The organism is Spiribacter salilacus, assembly GCF_009649225.1.
Taxonomy (GTDB): domain Bacteria; phylum Pseudomonadota; class Gammaproteobacteria; order Nitrococcales; family Nitrococcaceae; genus Spiribacter; species Spiribacter salilacus.
In genome coordinates this window covers 64,238-81,634 of sequence record NZ_WJPP01000006.1, presented here as the reverse complement: position 1 = coordinate 81,634, position 17,397 = coordinate 64,238, and the positions used below count along the sequence as shown (strand labels likewise).

At 57.7% G+C, this 17,397-nt stretch carries 1 protein-coding gene (running past one end of the window); it reads left to right on the top strand.

Features of this window, described 5'->3' with window-relative positions:
* Window positions 1-21 precede the first annotated feature (21 nt).
* On the top strand, window positions 22-17,397 hold the 5' portion of the coding sequence (locus tag GH984_RS10460; RefSeq protein ID WP_216643667.1) for a hypothetical protein. It continues 13,905 nt past the right edge of the window; 17,376 of the gene's 31,281 nt are visible here — the first part of the coding sequence; the start codon lies at window positions 22-24; the stop codon falls past the right edge of the window.

Here is a 17,397-nt window from a genome sequence, read left to right as displayed (position 1 = left end):
ATTGCCGAGCTTGATAGCTTTGTGGAAAGCTCTGGCGGCTCGAACACCGGTGGTGGTGACTCGGTGGCCACGAATGGCGCCATTGCCACCAACCTCGTACTCGGCACTGCCACAGCTGAGATCCGCAACAGCACTATCACCACCACCAGCGGTGGCGTCTCCGTCATTGCCGATAACGAAGCCAGCATCGAGGCTACCAACAAGAGTGTCACGCTCTCGGGCGATAACGCCGCGGGGGCCAGTCTTGCCTTTAATACCGTGGGTTACAAACCGCAGAACCTGCTGCAGGCAGGCTTTGACACGATTCTCGGCATTTCTTTGCAGGAAGCAGCCGACGCGCAGGCTATTGCCCGGGTGGTCAACAGCACAGTCACCGCGGCGGGCGATGCGGATGTTAAGGCATTTAACGAATCCTTTATTGAGGCCAATCTCCTTAACGATGCCACCTCGTCAGCCAGTGCCCTTTGGGGGGCTTCCGGCTCCGCCACCAGTGGCTTACTGGCCAACAACCGCGTTGCCGGAGGGGCATTGACCGAGATCGATGGCAGTGATGTCACCACCAGCGCATCCGGTAACCTGACGCTGTTGGCTGATGATAATTCTTTTATTAATGCCACCAGTGTAATGAAGGCCATCTCTAGCAGCACCAACGATGGTGGCGCCAGCCTGCTCGGCGGCATGATTGATCAGATGGGTGAGAGCTATGGCTTTACCAGTAACTCCGGTACTCAGGCGCTTGAGAAAGGCGATCGGGTGCGGGTGGCCAGCAGTCACACAGCCAGTGGTGTTCAGGGCGCGACTTATCGGTACGTCGGCTCAGATCAAGATGTCAATCTGGGTACCACTGACTACAACGCCACCAACCTCTGGGCCCGCGTTAGCGAGAGTGATCCCTCTGATCTGATTCCGCAGGGGTTGAATATCACCGGCTCCAATTCGGTGGCCGCTGGTGCGCTGATCGTGCGCAATGATTTAAGCGGCGGTGCCACGGCCAAGGTGTTCGATAACAGTACCCTCACTTTAGATGGCTCCGCCACGGTCGAAGCCACCAGCCGCACGCAGCTCAATGCCAGCTCTGAGGGCATCGTGACATCCAGCGGGGGCAGCGCCACCGGCGCCGGAGTCAGTCTGGCTAAAAACGGCATGATTGTGGTGAACCTGGTGCTGGGCGCGGCCAACGCCGAGATCGTGGGTGGCTCGGTCACCACCGGTGGTGACCTCACCGTTAAAGCGACGAATGACGCGCGCCTCAATGCGCTGCTCAATAGCGTCACCACCTCGGGTGATGCCGCCGTGGGCGCAGCGGTCGCGTTTAATACCCTGGGCTATCAGGCCCAAGACATTCTTTCGCAAAGCGTCGATGCGCTGCTGGGAACAGGCTTTGGTGTGGCCGAGCCGGCGGAAGCAGTGGCAAAGATTACCGGCACCACTTTGGATGTGGGCGGTGATCTGACGATAACCGCGGATAACATCGCACAGCTCAATGCCACGCTGTCCAATGCCGCCAAGTCTGAAGCCTCAGCGCTCTATGGCGCTTCGGGCTCGGCTGCCGGCTTTGTACTGACCAGTAATTTGGTGGCCGCCGGTGCGGATGCACGCCTGGATAACCCGGCCGAAAACAGCACGGCTATCGGTGATGTGACCGTCGAAGCGATCGATAATGCGGGCATTTACGCCAACACCAAGCTGGTGAGCTCTTCGGTTACCTCCAATACCGGTGGCCTGGATATTCTGCGCAGTTCGCTGGATACCGCCACTGATCTGGCCAACCCGCCGCGTTACTACAGCAGCGATGGTCTGGAAGATTCCAGCTTCCCGCTCGCCTTTGGTGACCGGGTACAGGTTAACGATGGCTACACCGTTGATGTGGACGGCGAGGCGGTTGAGGTTCCCGCGGGTGTTTACGAATTCCTTGGTGTTACCGGTAACTTTGCGCCTACCACCGAAGACTATCTCGATCTGGATTACTGGAAGCCCGAAACCTCCGCCAGCGGCCTGATTCCGGATATCGGTAACGTGACCGGCTCTGATGCCATTGCCGTGGGCGGCATGGTGGTGCGCAACCAAGTGGAATCGGGTGCCGTGGCGTTGGTCACGGGCGCCACCTTAACGGCCGGTAGCCTCAGCGTGACGGCCAAAGAGACCTCTACGATGGTTGCCGAGCTCGATAGCTTTGTCGAAAGCTCCGGCGGTTCTAACACCGGTGACGGTCAGTCCGTGGCCAAGAACGGCGCGATTGCCACGAACTTGGTGATTGGCAGTGCCACCGCCGAGATCCGCAGTAGCGATATTACGACAACTGGTGCGGGTGATAGTGACGGTAGCGTTTCGGTGCTTGCCGAAAACGACGCCTCCATGGAGGCCATTGGCAACAGCGTGACACTGTCGGGCGACAAGGCCTTTGGCGCCAGTTTGGCGTTTAACACCGTGGGCTATGAGCCGCAGAACCTGCTTTTAGCCACACTCGATGCGTTAATGGGCACCAATATTGGTGACCAACAGCCCGCTGAGGCTAGCGCCTTAATCCTGAACAGCACGATCAGTGCCGCCGGTGATGTCACCGTGCGTGCGGATAACACCGCCAGCATTGAGGCAGAGCTGCTCAACGATTCCACCTCCGCGGCCTCGGCACTGATTGGTGCCGAGGGCATTGCCATTAGCGCGGCCCTGGTCACCAACCTGGTAGCCAGTGGGGCGAGTGCTGAAATTATCAACTCCACCGTGGATGCGAGCGGTAGCGTGACCGTAAAGGCCACCGATGAGGCCTCAATTGCCGCATCCAGCATGATGAAAGCCATCTCGAGTACCAGCAATGATGGGGGCGCGAGCCTGGCCGCTGGCCTACTGGACCAGATGGCCGATAGTTACCGGTTTACCAGCAAATCCGGTACGCAGTTCATTACCCAGGGCGATCTGGTGCGGGCAGCCTCAGACCATGACAGCAGCAAAGCCGTGGGCGGAGCGGTGTACCGCTACAAAGGGTCCGGGCTGGGGGCTGATATTGATTTGGCCACCGCTAACTTCCTAGGCAGTGACTGGGAGCGGATTAATCTGGATGGTGCCGGCGCCATCATTCCATCGCTGAATATCGGCAAATCCAATTCCATCGCCGGCGGCGGATTGGTGGTGCGTAACGATTTGCGCGGTGCGGTACTCGCTCGCATCGAAGGCGGGCAGGTTGAGGCCGATCAGGATATTACGATTGATGCCACCGAAGCGGTCACGCTGGCCGCCAGCAGCGAGGGCATTGTGTCGTCCTCCGGCGGTAGCGCGCTGGGTGCCGGCACCTCGCTTGCCGTTAATGGCACCATTGTCACCAACCTCTTGTTATCCGGCGCTGAGGCCCTGGCGCGCAACACGAGCCTAGATGCCGGGCGCGATATTCTGATTCAGGCCGATAACGCGGCCTTAATGGATGCCACGCTCAATAGCAAAACCCAATCGGGTGACAAGGCTGTGGGCGTATCGCTGGCCTTTAATAGCATGGGCTGGCAGGCCCAAAACCTGATCTTTAGCGCGATTGATGCGGTGCTGGGCAGCAGCATTGGCGATGCCGACCCCACCGAGGCCAAAGCCACCGCGTTAGACACCACCTTAATCGCCGGGCGTGATCTCACGCTGGATGCCAGCAATTCAGCCCAGCTGAATGCCACCTTATCGAATGCCGCTACCTCAGAAGCCTCGGCGTTGATCGGTGCCGGGGGTGCTGCCGCCGCCGCCGTGGTGTCCAGCAACATGGTCGCGAGCAATGCCGAGGCCTGGATTGACTTCACCACCACCGGCACCGTCAGCGCCGCGGGTGATCTGACCGTGCGCGCCGAAGATGAAGCGGGAGTGTTCTCCAACATCAAGCTGGTGAGCTCATCGGTTACGAGCAACACCGGCGGCATGGATATCCTTAAAAACGCGGCCAACCAGCTGGATGAAAGCGCCTTTAAGTTCGTGAGCACCGACGGCGAGCAAACCGTTGAGTTTGGCGATGTGGTGCGACTGGCCGCTGGGCATGCGGCCGGTGGCACGGGTGGTGGCCTGTATCGGTACATGGGCGAGACCGCCACCATCGATTTGAATGAAACCGATTTTGAAGACTTTGGCTACTGGACCGAAGAATCGGCCGCCAAAGATGTGCCTGAGCTGAATATTACCGCCTCAAGTTCCGCCGCCATGGCGGCGCTGATTGTGCGTAATGATGTGCGCTCAAACGTGCTGGCCCGGGTGGCCGACAGCACGGTGAATGCCGGCACGGTCACGGTAGAAGCCCTCGAGACGGCCTCCATTCGGGCGCTGAACGATTCCACGGCCGAGTCCTCGGGCGGCAGTGCGGTAGGCACGGGCGACTCGATTGCGGCCAATGGTGTAATTGCCACCAATGCGGTGCTCTCTGCGGCGGATGCGGAAATTCGCAACAGCACGGTGACAACCACGGATACCACCGGTGCAATTACCGTTAATGCCGAAAACCGCTCGCTGATCGACGCACGTAACCTCTCCAACGTAATCACCGGTGACACCGGCATTAGCGGCACGCTGGCGTTTAACACCATCGGTTATCAGTCACAGAACGTATTGCTGCGCACCATCGATGCGCTGATTGGCACAGATATTGGCGATACCCAACCGGCGCGCGTGAATGCGCTGATTATAGACTCCAACCTAAACGCCGCCGGCGATGTGATCGTGACCGCGGATAACACCGCCACGCTGCGCGCCACCGTGAGCAACGATACTGAGGCAAAGGCCGAGGCATTAATTGGGGCCAGTGCGCTGTCGGTGGGCGCCATCCTCACCAGCAACCTGGTCGCGGCTGAGACAAACGCAGCCATTGAATCGAGTGCCCAGCGCACACTCACCGCTGGCGGTGATATCCGCATTGAGGCTAACGAGGCGGCCAATATTATTGCCAATGTCGAATTATCGTCTGTGGCCAGCGCCGTTAATGATGGCGGCCTGGGCATGGTCACCAAGCTACTGCTCGAAGAAGACGGGCTTGATTTTACTGATCGCTCGGGCTCACAGTCGGTTTCTAACGGCAATTTGGTACGAGTGGCGGCACCGGCATACACCAGCCTTGAGATAGCGGAAACGCTCAATCAAGGCGACCGGGTCAAGCTGAAGTTTGACATTGACGCCGGCGATTCAGGCGATGTGTTTGAATATATTGGCACTACGCCGCTGGAAAATGCCGAGCTTGATCGCCAGAACTATGGCAACACCAACCAGTGGCGCAAAGTGCTGGGGGATGCCGAGCAGGTCTATCGCTACAAAGGCAGCAACGCCACGGTTGATTTGGGCACGGCCGATTACACCGACGAGGATGTTTGGGAAGCGCTTGCGGATGTTGATCCCAACAATCTGGTCCCCGGGCTGAGTCTGTCGATTACCCCCTCTAGCGCGCCGGCCTTTGGTGGGCTGATTGTGCGTAATGACCTGCGCAGTGGTGTGACGGCCGATTTAGATCGCCAAGTGGCCAGTGCCGGTGGTGATGTGGTGATTTCCGCGGTGGAGCAAAGCCGCATTCTGGCCCAGACCAATAGCACGGTGATTTCCTCGGGCGGTAGCATGTTTGGGGGCGGTGTCTCCATTGCCGTCAACGGCGTGATTGCCACCAACACGGTGCTGGCCTCGGCTGAAGCCACCGCGCAGCGTGGCTCGATTACCGCTGGTGGCGATATTGACATCGTGGCGCGTAACGAAGCCGGCATTATCAGCACCATTACCAATACCACTGAGGCCGGGGGTATTGGGGTTGGCGTGACGCTCGCCTTTAATACCGTCGGTTATGAGGCGCAGAACATCTTTGCGCAAACCATTGATGTGATTGCCGGCGGGGTGTTTGGTACGGCTGACCCGATCGTGACCTCAGCCACCACTGAGAATCTTGATCTCAGCGCTGGCGGTGACCTCACGGTAGCGGCGGATTCTAATAGCTTTATTGACGCCCGCATCGAAAGCGCCACGGCCGTTCAGTCGATTGCGGTGGCTGGGTCGTCCTCGACCATTGGTGTGGGTGCGGTGCTCACGCTCAACCGAGTGAGCAGCATCACCGATGCGCTGATTGGTACGGCCAATAACACACTCACGGTAGGCAGTGACCTTACTGTTAGCGCGCTGGAGCGCGGCACCATTCTCTCGCAGGTAGAAGCCTCAACCATTTCGATTGCCGGTGGACTGGCTGGTGGCGCTACGAGCGTTTCCGTTGCTTTTGCGATGGCGCGCAACAGCTTAAGCGCGGTGAACACCGCCAAGGTTGATACCGGCCAAGCGCTGAATGTGAGCGGCGATGTGCTGATTGAAGCTGATCGCACCGCCTTGATCGATAGTGAGGTGAGTGCCACGGCGGTGTCGGTGGCTGTTGCAGGAAGTGGTCCCTCTGTGGCCGCCAGTGCAGCGGGGGCCATCGCGGTGAACCGCGTGCTCGGCGGCAACTTCGCGCTCTTGGAGAACAGTAACCTTACGGCCGGTGGTGCGGTGAGTATTCAGGCCAAGGATCAAAGCCGAATTGATGCGCAAGTCAGTGCGGATGCGCAATCGGTGGCGGTCAGCTTTAGCAGCCCCGCACCGGCCCCTGCGTTCGGGCTTTCGATTGCGATCAATGAAATTGGCTGGAATAGCACCGATGTGTCCGCCACTTATGAGAATAACGACACGCCCACGAGTTTGGTGGCCGGGCAGAGCATTCGCATGCGCACCGGCCCGCTGGTCGGCCAGGTGTTTGAATACCTCGGTCCAACCCTGACTAATCCCAAACTGGGCGAACAGAATTATGGCGATCGCACGCTATGGCGGCGGATTGATCGCGTTCAAGATGGCGCGCAGACCGTGGCCGCCATCCGCAATGGCAGCGTAGATGCCACGGGGGCCTTGAGTATTGAAGCGGCCTCTGAGGCACAGATCGATGCGGTGGTCACCGCCAAGACCGTGGCGATTGGTGCATCAGCGGTAACGGCCGTCGGCATTAGCGTGGGCGGTGTCGTGACCACTAACGACATCAACATGGACGTGCTGGCGTACATGGAAAACGCCCAGGATCTAAGCGCCAGCGCAATTGTTGTGTCTGCCAATAACCAGGCCCGCATCAATGCGGTGGCCGAAGCGGCTTCGATTGGTGGTGCAGTGGGTGGCGGCCCAGCCGTGGCCGTAAGCGTGGGCATGGCGCTGAGCTTTAACGAGATCCTGGGTGATACGGCAGCCTTCCTGCGCAATGTCACCGATATTCAGAGCACCAGTGGTGATATTCAAGTTACTGCCAATGCCAGCCCAACGGCGCTGGGCTCTTTTGACCTGAATAATGAAGCAAACCTCAATGTGGCCGCACTCAACGCGGCGGCCATTTTGGATGGCGATACGCCCAGTGCCACCACCCTCAATGCCTTAGAGTCCGCCCTGCGTGGTGCAGGCGCGGCGGTTAGCGACGTCGTACAGCTGCGCGTGGTCGAGGCCAATCAGCGCTGGCTGGCCATTGATCAGTCGGGCCGCAGCTACCAGCTGGCGCTTAATGGCAGTGTGCTCGAGGTGACCGCTACTAGCATTAATGCCGTGGCCAGTGCAGCCTCGATTTCTGTCTCCGGCAGTGGGGCTGCGAGTGTGCCGATTAGCGGTGGTGCCGCGATGGCCTTTAACCAAGTCGGCAACCGGGTTCAGGCGCTGATTGAGGGCGGCAGCACGGTCACCAGCGCGGCGGGCCTTGATCTTACCGCCACCAATCTCTCAGGCATTAACGCCAGTGTGCGCACAGAATCTTTGGCGGTTGGCGTCGGTGGTGGTGCGGGTGTGGGTGCTTCCATCGGTACGGCGGTGGCCCGCAACTGGCTGGGCTTCGATAGTAAAGACAGCGCTTACTCGGCGATTACCGAGGCGCGCATTCTCAACGCCAGCGTCACGGCCGCGCAAAAACTCACCATCAATGCGCTGGCTGATCAGCGGATTACCGCAGATGTCTTTAGTGGCTCGGTGGCCGTCGCCGGTGGCGGCGGTGTCGGCATTGGCGCAAGTGGCTCCGGGGTAAACGCCAGTAACGTCATTGCTAATATGGTGCGCGCGGAGATTCGTGGCTCGGGTAACGATAGCCGGGTTGCCGTGGGCAGTCTTGATATTGATGCGGTCGATCGCTCCAGCATTCAAAGCTTTGCGGGTGCGGCCTCGATTGCCGCCGGCATTGGCGGCGGTGGCGGTACCGCCATCTCCATTGGCGCGAGTATTGCGCGCAACACCATCCAGACGGTGGTGCAGGCGGGCGTTTTTGATCACAACTCGGTGCGGGCATCCAGCACTACCGGGGCGATTACGATTGACGCCAAGCGTGAGGGGTCCATTCATACCGAGGCCATGGCGGCGTCTGCCTCGGTGGGTCTCGCCGGTGCGAGCGGACTTGCCTTAAGTGGTGCGGGTGCCGATGCCAAGAACTTAATTACTGGTGCCACCCGTGCGCTGGTCGACAATGCCGATCTTTACTCCTCCGGTGCCGTTCACCTGGATGCGCAGGATCAGGCTTCCATCAATGCGCGTATCAGCGCGCTCTCCGCGGCTGTCGGTGCAGGCGGTGCCACTGGCGCGGCCGCCTCCATAGGCGTAGGGCTGGCGCGCAATGTGATTGGCTGGCAGCCCAGCGATGTGGAGGCCAACTACACCACCGATAGCCGCCCAGCGGTGGTGGCTGCCGGTCAAGTGGTTGAAGTGCGTCATGGCGTGCGCGATGGCGAGAAGTACGAATACATTGGTGAGACCCCCCTGCTGCTGATTGCTAACCAAAACGGCAATCTCTCGACCCAGGATTACGGTAATCGCAATCTCTGGCGTCAGGTGGGTCTGGCCCGTGAGGGCGGTGAGATCCATGCCCGCATTACGGATTCGTCAGTGAATGCCATCGGCGCATTGAGCGTGACGGCTAATTCCGAGCAAAGCATTACCGCCGATGTGCAGTCGGCCTCGGTGGCACTGGCCGGCGGCGGAGCGATCGGTTTGGGCTTAAGTGGCGCTGGCGTGGGTGCTACTAACCGTATTGAAGTGGATGTGCGCGCCGATATCAGCGGCCAGGCCAGCGATCGGGTGCGGGCAGACCGCATTACGCTCACCGCTACCGATGATTCCTCAATTGTGGCCGATGTGCAGTCGGCGGCCATCAGCGCGGCCTTTAGTGGGGTCAGCGGTATTGCGCTCTCCGTATCCGCCAGTGTGGCGAATAATACTGTCAGCAATCAGGTGATTGCCGAGGCGAAGGGTCTGTTTTTAGAGTCTCGCGGTCGTGACATCGTTATCAAAGCCACAGAAAACGCCCAGATTCGCTCTGAGGCGGTTGCCATTGGTGCGGCCCTTAGTGGCGGTGGATTTGCCGGCGTTAGCTTTGCCGGTGCCTTTGGTGATGCGTACAACGCCATTAGTACCAATACCCAGGCGCTTGTGACTAATGCACAGATTAGCACGGGCCATCAACTGCATGTGCTGGCCGATAACACCGCCAGCATTCGGGCAGAGATTGGCAGTATTGCCGCCTCGTCAGCTGGGGGTGCTGTAGGTGGGGGGAGCATTTCGATTGGCTCCGCGGTGGCCGAAAATGCCATTGGCGGTATGGTCAAAGCGACTGCCACTAACGCCGACATTTATGCCCGCACCGTTACGCTGCGTGCCACCAACGATGCCTCCATTCGTACCGAAGTCGATGCCAAGAGCCTGGCGGTGGCCGGAGGTGCTGCGGTTGGCGCTGCGGCGGCAGGTGCTGGCTCGGCCTCCTACAGCCAGCTTGAAACACTGGTGTTGGCCGAGGCGCGCGATACCAAGCTCCGGCTCTTTGGTGATGCCACCATCCAGGCTACAGACAAATCCACCATCGTCTCTGATACCGCTGCGGCTAGCTTAGCTGCCTCGGCTGGTACAGTTAGTGGCGCTATCGCGATCGGTGTTTCCCTTTCAGAAAACCGCCTAGATAACCAGATCTTAGCCATTGCAAGTGGCCTTGATTTTGCCTCACAAACCGGCGGTTTGGCCGTATTAGCGAGTGATGAGGCCAGCGCCAACGCCGCCTCTGCGGCGGCTGCCATGAGCGGCAGCTTTGGCCTAGGCGTGGCCGCCTCCGGCGGTGGTGCCAATGCCATTGCCAAGGTCAACACAGTCACGCGCGCGCTATTAGAAGACTCAGTAGTTAATGCCGGTGGCGATGTTCAAATTACCGCAACGAATAATGCAAATGTCACCACTGAGGTGCGTGCAACATCGGTTGCGGTTGGCTTTATTGCAGCGGCGGCGGCGGGCACGGTTTCGCGGGCTGATTTTGCCAATGTGGTTGAAGCCATCATCGAAGACAGCCATGTCTTTGCGCAAGGCCGGGTGGGTGTTGATGCGCGCTCCAACGTTAGCGGTGATGCCAGTGCCAGCGGGCTGGCGGTAAGCGGCGGTTTAAGCTTGTCGGTGGGCGCATCGGATGCCCAAGCACAGGCCGAGGGCACGGTGCTTGCCACGCTGCTGGGCGATAGCCTGATCCGCTCTGAAACCTTCGTACTGCAATCCGAGGCTCACGATGCACTCTACGCGCGCAGTGAAGCGAGCAGCGCAGGCCTGCTGGCCGGTTTGGCCGGCACTATCGCCATTGTTGATGACACGCGCGATGTGGTTGCTCGGATTGGCCAGGGCACGATGGTTGATAGTGGCAATGTGGCGATTTTTGCACGCCATAATCAGGTGGGCGATACGCGAGCAGACGCCAAGGCGCTTGGCCTGCTAGCAGGTACCGGGGCGCTGGTCGAGACGAACATGACGGGCGCGGCCTATACGCTGATTGACGAGCAGGCCACGCTGCGGGCCACCAAGAACATTCGGATTAACGCCAGCAACTTAGGCCTGAAAGAGCGTTATGCCAACGAGAATAACCTGACCTCAGGCTCAGCCGGTTTGGTTACGCTCAATGCATTAGTCAGTCACACACTCTTTGGGACCGACTCCAGCCGCTTTACCGCCGAAGTGATCGTAGGCGATGGGGCAATCATTGAGGTGGCTGGCTCACAGCTAAACCCGGGCCGCATCGATATTGGCAGTGAGGTCAATGTGTATGCGGTAGATAGCGTATTTGTTGAGGGTGTTTCTCTGTTTGGCCTGTCAAAAGGTCGAAGTGAGATCGACGCGGCAACGCGCTCGGCGGTAACGATTGGTGATGCGGAAATTCGCAATCCGAGTGGCGATATCTACATCACTACGCGCAGCGTGGGCACCGCAAACGCCAGCGCCAACATGTACACCACTTCCGTTTTAACCGGCGTGACGGGTGCCGATGCCGTGGGCCGCGTGAATGCGCTCAACCTGATTGAAACCAACGATAGCTTTATTCAAGGCGGCACGGTACATCTGTTGGCCGGCGTGAATAGCCGCGGTGAAGTTAACCAGCTCAATGGCTTTAGTGATGCGCAAATCACCTCGGTCAGTATTTTCCCGGCAATTAACGACCCCAACCCAGATTTGAGCATTCGCGAGCAAAATCGGATTAACCTTGCGGGTGCAACGGTACTGCAGTCCATTGGCAACGTGCACTTAAGAACGGTTGAGGGCATTGGTGGGGATGAGCGCGGTGCAGAAACCGGCGGCATGGTCTCCGTGTCCCTGATTCCTTATGGCTCTGGCATCGACCGACGTGGGCAGGTGGATGAGTCAACCAATCAGGTCAATATTGCCGATACGGCACGGGTGCAGGCGGGTGTGAATAATCGCGCGGTACTGCATGTGTTGCCGGTGACCGTGGATGGGGTAACTCAGTTTGACTGGAATCGCGTCGGGACTGAGCTCAGCACAGCTGAGAAAGCAAAAATGCATATCGATGCCAATGTGGCGATGGAATACGCCGCGCTGGATCTTTCCGGTTTGGATATGGCCGGCCTTGATGCTGAAGAACGGGCCGCGCAGCAACAAATCCTTAATGCGCTAGATCGCAAGTTCTACGTCATCAAGCCAGTGGCCATGGAAGCGCCGATTGTGCGCATCGAAAATGTCTCCAACATGTTGCTGGAGCGGCGTGAATCGATTTTGGGCTGGATGGCGAGCCATTCGGACAATCCTGAAGCCATAGCGCGCTATCAAGAGCAGCTTAAGCAGGTTAACGAGGCGCTCGACGAGCTGGGTCTGGTCGAGACCATTGTGGTGGACGGTGAGTCTTTTGAGGTAGTGGCACAGGAAATGGACGAGGTCTTCCTCGACATGCCGGATGTCTATGCGGCCCCGGGTTCGGTATTTATCGACGCCACCAGCACCAGTGGCTCAACCATTGATAATCTGATTCAAGGAGGGCGTATCAGCACGGCCAGCACGGCGCGTATTGATATCCTCAACTCAACCCCACTTCAGATGCGTACCTTTGATGCCGTGATCAAAGATTCGCTGGTTGTAAAACCGGTTGATGGGGCGATGACCACCTTTAATCCGGGCAATGTTTTCCTGAATAGCGGTGCGCTGACGGATGAAGGCCCGTCTGAGGTGCAAAGCAGCATCAATATTCGCCAGCTCAGTGAGGCGCCAGCTCGTCTGAATCTCGGCACCTTGATTCAGTCACGCCTCTCTGGCCCACAGGATCTGTTCCTGCTGGGCTCGGTGTATAACGAAAACGGTGCCGTGACCGTTAATAACCTCATGGGCAGCATCGAGGTGTCGGGACAGTTGCGTGCCGGGGAGCTCGATGTCTCCAGCGCGGGCAACTTTGATTTGAACGTGGCCGGCTGGCAGCACATGGCAGATCCACGCCAGCTGGCAGATTTCACCAGCCGTTATCCACTCGTTAACCCATCACAAAGCGAAACGCAGGGCTTTGAGGCGTATAACCGGCTTGCTGATTTCAATACGTTGCAAAGCGGTCTGACACAGCGCGCGCTATCGCAGATCGTGGCCCAGGGCGATATCAACATTAATGCGCAGTATCTGAACATTAATGGCCTAATTCAAAGTGGATTTACCGACCTTCAATTGACGGTCTCAAAAGATTTTGCGGCCACCCAAACCACTAGCCTGTATAACTTGGCCGCCTTTGGTAAGTCGCTGGATGACTACAAGCAGCCAGCGGTCACCTTGGATGGTGTGAACTTTGGCACGGTGCCGTTTAGGAGTTACTTTGACGCCGATCTGGGTGCCATTGTGGTTGAAGAAATCACCAGCACCCCAGGCAGCATTACCCTAACCGGTCAGGTCTTTAGTACCGGTAACGGTCAGATTTTGGTTTCGGACGGCGCACCAAACATCCGTGTTGATAACTTTAGTCAGTACGATGTGATTTTTGACGGGATTGATCTGCGAGCTTCACGCCCTGGGCAGTTGACCATTAACGATACCTCCCGTCTGTTGAAGTCTGAGTATGTTTTTGTGGGCGATGAGGTCACGCAGTCTGACTTCCAAGGCGCTTTGGTTAATGGCGAGATCGTTTACACGCCAATTGGTACAGATCAGGTCTTTGATCTGGCCGCCATGGAAACCGCACGTGCGGCGTTTGAAGCTGATTCCAGTAACTTTGGCAGCGGCTATGAAGTGCTGCGTGACACGGCGCATCGTATTGTCTACGAACCAGCTGAAGATCTTTACTACACTTGGGTTGAAGGGCAGGGCTTTGCCGAAACAGAGATTAGAAAGTACGAGAACAACAGCTTTAACCTCTTTGGCGTTGACTCAGATTGGCTTTCTAAAGATACCGAGTATGTCTGGCAGACGGTGGAGTACACCGATGAAAAACCGCTGCTGGAATCAGAGCTGCTGCTAAGTGAAGCTGAGCTATTAGACCTGCTGACGGTTGGTTCTCCCTTTAGTAGTGATGAGCCGGTTTATGGCATTGAGTACTTGCTCAAGCGCAACACGGCGGTGCAGCTGTACAAAGGCGTTTCAGAGGTTCGGGATGTCCGCACCAACCGGATTTATCAGTTCGTCGGTGAAGGTGAAGATACCGCACTGAATCTGCCACGCACCGATTTCTCAGATACCGATCTATGGAAAGATACAGGCCGTAGCGTGAGTGGTGATGATTACCAGAGTGTGGGCGCCAACCGCTTTGATAGCACCTTTGAGAACATCTCAACCACCCAAAAGAGCTGGACAACCGGTGGCGGCTGGCTGAGGAAGAAAACCCATCATGTCGAGACGACTGTCGTCACCGGCATGACTGACTATTACACGCATTATCTGCGTGCTGATTATCCCATTCAGATTGGTCAAATCACCGCCTCAGAAACCCCTGGCGTGATTGTGAATAGCTCCGAGGGCTCGGTCATCTTCCGCGGTGATGTGAAGCTGGCCGAAGGGGGCATTAACGACGATGGCGTAGAGACGACGCGCATGGCAATGACCCTGGATGTGGGCGGCGATGTGCGCTTTACCGATTCAGCCGCTTTCTTTGGTTATGCGCCACAGATTGAGGCGGGCGGTCAGGTTGACCTGACGATGGAAGGCAACAAGGGCACCACCAATATTGAGGCCGGTGGTGATATTGACCTGGTGGTGTTCTCCACTGAGAACGACAGCAGTGTGTTGGTTGCCAATCGTATCGAATCAACCCGCGGTGATGTCACCATTCGGGCGGCCCAGGGTATCGAAGGTATCGGTTCGGGCGAGGGCCAAGAAATTAAGATTCGCGGTAATCGGGTGCAGCTCGATGCCGTGGATGGCAGCGTGGGCCAGGTTCTGCTTGATGGCAATACCCAAGGAGATGGGGGTTTAGCGGTACGTGCCAAGGGCGGCGTCAATATCACCCAAACTGCCGGCGATATGGTGTTAGTGCTACCGACGCTATGGGATAACCCAACCGCCTCGGTCTTGTCCCTTGAGGGCAACGTAACGCTGCATAACTTGGCGGGTTCCATCACTGATGGGGTGAACGGTCAGCTATCGCTAGAGGCCAATGGTAATGCGGGCCTTGCCTCTGCCCTGTCTGAGGCGGGTATTGATGCGGCGCGCTCGGAATATAGCCTGAACGCCGGTTTTGCGAAGTTCCTTAATCCGCATGTGGATATTCGCAGCCTAGGTGCGGCGGAATCGAGTGATTTTCTTAACATCAAAGCCAATGCCGTGGCGCTGGAAGCGTGGGCCGGCGGGCAGGTGGGTGAGCTCGGCGATATCTTGGTGATTGAATCGCCGCATGAGTTTGAAAATTTATCGCTTGCCCAGCAACGGGCATTGAGTGCGGCCGGCGCGGGCGATGTGGTGGGTGTAACCCACGAGCTCTACCGCTACCTCGGTGCAGATCGCGACCTTGACCTGCTGCACACCGATTTGGTTTCGGGTGAAACGCTGGTGCAAGACATCGATACCGGGTCGCTGTGGCGCTACACCGGCCAAAATCGCACCGCGTTGCTGTCTGATGCGCTAGCTGGCGCCGAAGACTCTGCAGATTGGGAGCTCATCCCAACAGTCATTGAACTCAAAAAAGATCAGACGCTGATTAAAGATATTAGCGATGACAAGGTATGGCGTTATATCGGTGAAGATCCTGAGGATGGTGAAGAAGGTAAAGAGACAATCTCACTCGCGCTACTTGGCCGCGAGCTATCTGAGGTTGATCCAGAGAACAGTGAGGTCTGGGCATTAGTTGAAGACAGCGCGGTCACTGATAACTTTGCGCTTGATCCTGATGCCGATCAGTTCTTCACCCTATTAAAAGACGATGGTCGTTTTGATAAAGATCCGCAAAAGGGCTGGTATGAAAGCGATTATTTAAATGTGGATCGGTTTGCTGATGATGGCGTTTGGGAGCGGATTACCGCCGATTACGTCACTGATACCGATCGGCGGACCGAGTCTGAGGCCAATCGGGCACTAGCGCTCACCAGTGGCGATCGGGTTCAGGTGCAGTACTCCAAAACAGAATATGGGCTGTATGAGTATGTGGGCGATGCAGGCAGTGTTGACCTAAGCCGTCAGGACTTTGCCAACGCCAGCCTTTGGCAGCGTATTGATGCCGATGGCGCAACCGACGGCGGCACGCTTGAGCTTGAAACCGGCATGGTCGTTGCCAATAAATTCCGCATCGATCGCATGGCGCTGCAGGTAGCCGAAGATGTGAATATTGGGTTTAACGATCCAGCAACCAGTGGGCTAACCGCCCGTGGCGGCGATGTGATCGTGCAGACCAACCAAAGCGTGATTGTGGATAGCGTTGTCGCAACAAGCACCGAAGGTGGCAATATCCGCTTGGTCTCCGGCGGCGAAGTGGTACTCAATGCCGCCTCAGAAATCTCTGCCTTGAACCAAAATTCTAGCATCTATGTGGAATCCAGCCAGGCGATGACGCTGGGTAGCGGCTCGATTGTGAATGCTGGCGTTAAAGTCGAAGGCGGCGTGCCAACAGAAACCGGCGCACAGGCCAGTGTTTATCTGTTTGCCCAAGAGGAGATGTGGATTGATGGCGTCGTTGCCGCCTCAGGCAACTTGACCATCGATATGGGCACACCAAACGCTGACACGCCAAGCAGTGCCGAGGTTTTTAATAATTACTTTAACTCGCTGGATGAAAGCCATCCGCTGTATGCCGCAAGCGCGGCAGACATGCCCGACTACGGGTTGTTGATGACGGGCACGCTGGTCACCACCGGTGCCGATGCCGATATCCGCATCACCGGGCCCAGCAACCTGTTTATGGTCGGTAATATTAAAACGCAGGGCATTGGCGCCGATGCCATGCTGCAGTCTGATCAATGGGTGTATGTCGAAGGCGAAATAACCATTGCCGGCAATTTGGAGATACACGGTGGGGTGCTACGCAGTGGCATTGAGCTGATTGATCGTGGTGGCGCGAATGCAGACGGTATCAGTGTGTGGATTGCGCCAACCAGCGTAATCACCACTACGGGAGATAACAGCACGCTGAGCCTCATTGGGTCGCAGGCCGTGCAGGTGGATGGCGTGGTGATTGCCGGTGGCAACAGCGGCACAACAGGCTTTGAGTTCACCGCAAAAGATGCGCACCTTCAGGTTGAGTCGGTGAACGCAGCGGTCACCATTAACTCCGGCATGGCGGCCTCGGGTAGCGCGGCGGTGACTGCGGTGCTTGATGAAGATGAGTCGTTCTATAACGGGGTGGGCGTGGGCATTCAAGTAACCGCCGCGGGCGGTATTACCGTGGGTGGCGGGCTGAGCGACGGCAGTTATGTCTCAACCGAGGCCACGCTCAAGCTTGAAACGGGCGGGCATATCGAAGTGATGGGCTTGTTGCTCTCGGGCGGGGCCATTGAGCGCACCGTGTCTGATGACAGACGCACAGACACGGTGGATTGGCTCAATACCGGTGCCTCGTTAAGCCTGATGGCGCTCGGCCAGGCCTACCTAGGCGGGCAGGCAGCTGGCGTTAACGGCGGGGGCAAAGTCGAGGTGCCTGGCACACTGCGGGCTGGTGGCGCCATCAGTATCCGTGGCGGCAGTGGCCGTGCAGATGCCAATGGCGATAATGATGGT